This window comes from uncultured Olegusella sp. (assembly GCF_947253395.1).
In the GTDB taxonomy this organism is placed as follows: domain Bacteria; phylum Actinomycetota; class Coriobacteriia; order Coriobacteriales; family Atopobiaceae; genus Olegusella.
Window position 1 is genome coordinate 1 of the sequence record NZ_CAMXYY010000134.1, and the last position, 3,566, is coordinate 3,566.

Annotated in this window: 5 protein-coding genes; 1 reads left to right on the top strand and 4 read right to left on the bottom strand. The window is 48.8% G+C overall.

Features of this window, described 5'->3' with window-relative positions; translation table 11 throughout:
- The 3 genes from Q0X25_RS07850 to Q0X25_RS07860 form a co-directional block, all read right to left on the bottom strand.
- Window positions 1–211: STAS domain-containing protein (locus tag Q0X25_RS07850; RefSeq protein ID WP_298580914.1), on the bottom strand; the 211-nt coding region annotated here is incomplete at its 3' end.
- A 51-nt stretch (window positions 212–262) separates the two neighbouring features.
- A complete protein-coding gene (locus tag Q0X25_RS07855; RefSeq protein WP_298580917.1) occupies window positions 263–1,123 on the bottom strand; it encodes a lipopolysaccharide assembly protein LapB in 861 nt (286 codons plus the stop codon).
- Window positions 1,124–1,321: 198 nt separating this feature from the next.
- Window positions 1,322–2,605 (bottom strand): aminotransferase class I/II-fold pyridoxal phosphate-dependent enzyme, encoded by a 1,284-nt coding sequence (locus Q0X25_RS07860; RefSeq protein ID WP_068539617.1) that lies wholly within the window; start codon window positions 2,603–2,605, stop codon window positions 1,322–1,324.
- Between the two features lie 137 nt (window positions 2,606–2,742).
- Here Q0X25_RS07860 and Q0X25_RS07865 point away from each other — a divergent pair, with 137 nt between their 5' ends.
- Window positions 2,743–3,024 carry a hypothetical protein gene (locus Q0X25_RS07865; protein WP_021735829.1) on the top strand — a complete coding sequence of 94 codons (282 nt, stop codon included), beginning with the start codon at window positions 2,743–2,745 and terminating at the stop codon, window positions 3,022–3,024.
- A gap of 9 nt (window positions 3,025–3,033) precedes the next feature.
- Here the strand turns inward: Q0X25_RS07865 and Q0X25_RS07870 are convergent.
- A partial coding sequence (locus Q0X25_RS07870) for a Na+/H+ antiporter NhaA (protein WP_298580923.1) occupies window positions 3,034–3,566 on the bottom strand: 533 nt, incomplete at its 5' end.

A 3,566-nucleotide genomic window follows, 5' to 3' on the forward strand; every position in this document is an offset into this window, starting at 1 on the left:
ACGCCTTATGCGCAAATGCTACCAGTACGCCAATACCTGTCGAATCAATATAGGGCACCTGTGCGAGATCAACCTCAATGGCACGTGGTGTACTTGCAAGCTGTACATCTAACTCATCACGCAAATCAGAAGCATTCGATACGTCTACTTCACCTATAACACTTATACGCACGGTATCTTCTAGGCGCATCATCTGGATATCCATTGCCATACATCTCACCCCTCTCACATGAACTCAGTCCATGTTGTCATCTAATAATATCTACTTATTAAGATCAGAAAGCAGATTGTCAACGCGAGAACTATTGTTACCAGTCGCACTCGAACTATCTGTTGTTGTGGACTGTTGTTTTTCTGCCGCCGTAAGCTGTGCGAGGCGGGTCACGGCCATGCTACGAGCGCCAAATTCATCGTTGGGATCAAGCTTTTGTGCCTGCTGATAGGCCGCTTTTGCAGAGTTTGTATCACCTTTTGCCTGATAAGCAATGCCTAGATACATATAGGCATAACCGTACTCAGATCCCGCATCCTGAGGTGCGGCATCAGTGAGCTTTTTGAGTGCGGTAATGCCATTCTCGATATTGCCTTCATACAAATCGCAAAGAGCTCTGTCAACGCGAACGGTCACCGCATCCTGTAAAGCCAAATAGCGATCAAAATAGCCTTTTGCCTGATCAAAAAGGGTGACAACCTTCTTTGCATCATCATCGGTTTTTGCCACGCTTGCTGCTTTGCCGCCCGCTTCCATATAGGTCTTGCCACACTGCAGCAACTCAACCAAGCTATTTTTGTCTTTCTCCAACGCTTTTTCGTGACGGGCAATATCGGTAGAGTACAGCTTCATGATGCCATCAACTGTCGTGGTATCTGCCGCTTCAGTTTGAGAAGCAGAACCCGCCTCAGCGTTTTGCTTCTTTTTTGCCGCCTCGGTTTGGGCTTGCTTGTCAGCCTGATTAGTATGAGAAGCAAAAATCTGAGCGAGCGAAGGCAGTGTCATCGAAAGAGCCATCAACACCGCAAAGGCAATAATAATGATGCTAGTGAGCTTTTTCTTGCCATCCTTCTCTTTAGTCTCAGGAGCTCGGCGATTGGCGCGCAACTTATCTGCGTTTTGTCTTGACATAAACGTTCATGCCTTTCATCCAGCCCTAACGGGCAGAAAAATCATCCAACTGCGTACTGACAATCAATGTAGTGACGAGGCTACGTGCCCGCACATAATGACAACACTTTTGGTGCAGAGTTCATAATATTACAAAAAAGGCTTTACCCATCGTTTTTGTATAGAGCCTACAAGCGCCTAGCAAAAGCCTCTTGACACTTAACGGCTTGTCCGAGCAAGACGCGCAGCGACAAGCTTGACAACCAAAACAAAAACATCGAGAGCACAAGCAAGCTCTTCTAGGCTAGGATAAGTCGGTGCAATACGGATGTTGGTATCGTGAGGATCGATACCACCAGGCCAAGTTGCACCAGCACCAGTCATTTTGACACCAAGCTCAGCCATCAGCGCTACAACTGCGCGTGCCGATCCTTCAGGGCCATCAAAGCTGACAAAGTAACCACCACGAGGATGACTCCAATGAGCAACATGGAGTTCAGAGAGGCCCTCGCTCAGCTTGCGTTCAACTAGCTCAAAACGCGGGCGAACAATGGCCGCATGCTTTTTCATATGAGCACAGACCCCAGCCGCATCACGCAAGAAAAGCACGTGGGCGAGCTGAGTAAGTTTTTCGGGGCCAACCTGCTCGACGGCAAGAGTTCCGCGTACTTCAACCATGTCTTGGGGATCGGCTGTAATCCATGCCAAACCAGAACCAGGGAAGGTAACCTTGGAGGTTGAAGCAAACTCATAAACGAGGTTTGAGGTACCGACTTCTCTCATTGCGTCAAAAATATTAAGCAACTGGTCGGGCTCATCGTAGAGATCGTGAACAATATACGCGTTATCCCAATAGATACGAAAATCTGGTGCTGCAGGTTTGAGCGCAGCAAAACGACGCACAACCTCATCGGAATACGTTATACCGTTGGGATTGGCATACTTGGGGACACACCAGATACCCTTGACCGAACTGTCATGGTTGACCATCTGCTCAACCAAATCCATATCAGGGCCTTGAGCATTCATTGGTATGGGGATATTTTGAATACCGTAGGTTTCGGTCACGCGGAAATGACGGTCGTAGCCGGGGCTGGGACAAAGCCACTTGACCGTGTCCTGCTTGCACCAAGGCGTCTGTCCTGCCACGCCACGCGTATAACCATGTACCACAAGGTCATGCATCAAATGCAGACTCGATGAGCCTGAAACCACTACGTTAGCAGGATCTACCCCAAGCAATTCAGCTGCCAGTTCGCGGGTCTTGGGTAGACCATCAGGAAAACCGTAGTTATCGGCAACTCCACCTGCAGCGGTAAAATCACTGCTTGAACTCAACAAATCCAGCATGGGGCGGGACAGATTGGTCTGTTCGGGGCTGGGCTTGCCACGTGCCATATCAAGTGAAAGCTTACGAGCTCGTACCTCATCAACACGACTTTCTAAAGAAGCAATTTCTGCATCAAGAGTTGGGGTGTCCATCAAATCAAAAGCGCTCTTCATAGCTGCCTCCATTGTCTGCATCATATGACAGACTCGACAACGTGTCTCACCTTTTCCTGCACGAAGTATAAACTACCTAGACCTCAGACCCTGTTAGCATGGTATATACACCACAGACTTATCTGTTAGGAGTTTTCATGATACGCCGAACCCAAGCTATGCCCTCAGGTAGCAAACCCGCCGCAGAATACGGAGAATTGCAACGCTTGGTTGACGAGCTCTATGCACAGGGGCCTTCGCAGGCGGTATCACGTATGGATGCCTTGGTACGTGCAGAAGTCGATGATCTATCCGAGGATCTCATCGAGATTATCGAGCTGCTGCCTGCAGGTTCATATCATCGCGGTAAGCTCTGCGATCAGCTCAATTCCATCATCACAGCCCACGGTTGGGCCTACGTCTACGGCACGGTAGAGTAGGCCAATTACCTACTTAGATTTTTTGCGTAAAGCGTCACTGGCATTGACGTAAAGTAAGCCTAAGGTACTCGAAGCCACTGCCGCAACTAAAATTGCGCACTTAGCAATATTGACCTCGTGCGGACCAAAAGCGAGGCCAGCAATCAGGATAGACATCGTAAAGCCGATACCACCCATGAGACCAACTGCGGTTACCTGATGCCAGTCGACATGGTGCGGAAGCTTAAAGATACCTGTCTTGACCAATAAGAAAGTCACACCAACAATTCCGATGGGCTTACCAAACACGGCACCCAAAAACACACCCTGCGCCACAGGATCAGCAAAGACTTGCCCGAGATCAACTCCCACAATACGTACTTGCGCATTCACAAAGGCAAACAGCGGCAAAATCAAAAAGTTCACCGGCACGGTCCAGTACTGTTCCATACGTTGTAGAGGTGGACGCACATGATGCATAACACGTTCGACATGCCAAGCTGCATGTGTGAAATCATGCTGACCCAAAATATGTTCTTGACTATCGTAGTCACGATCAAGCT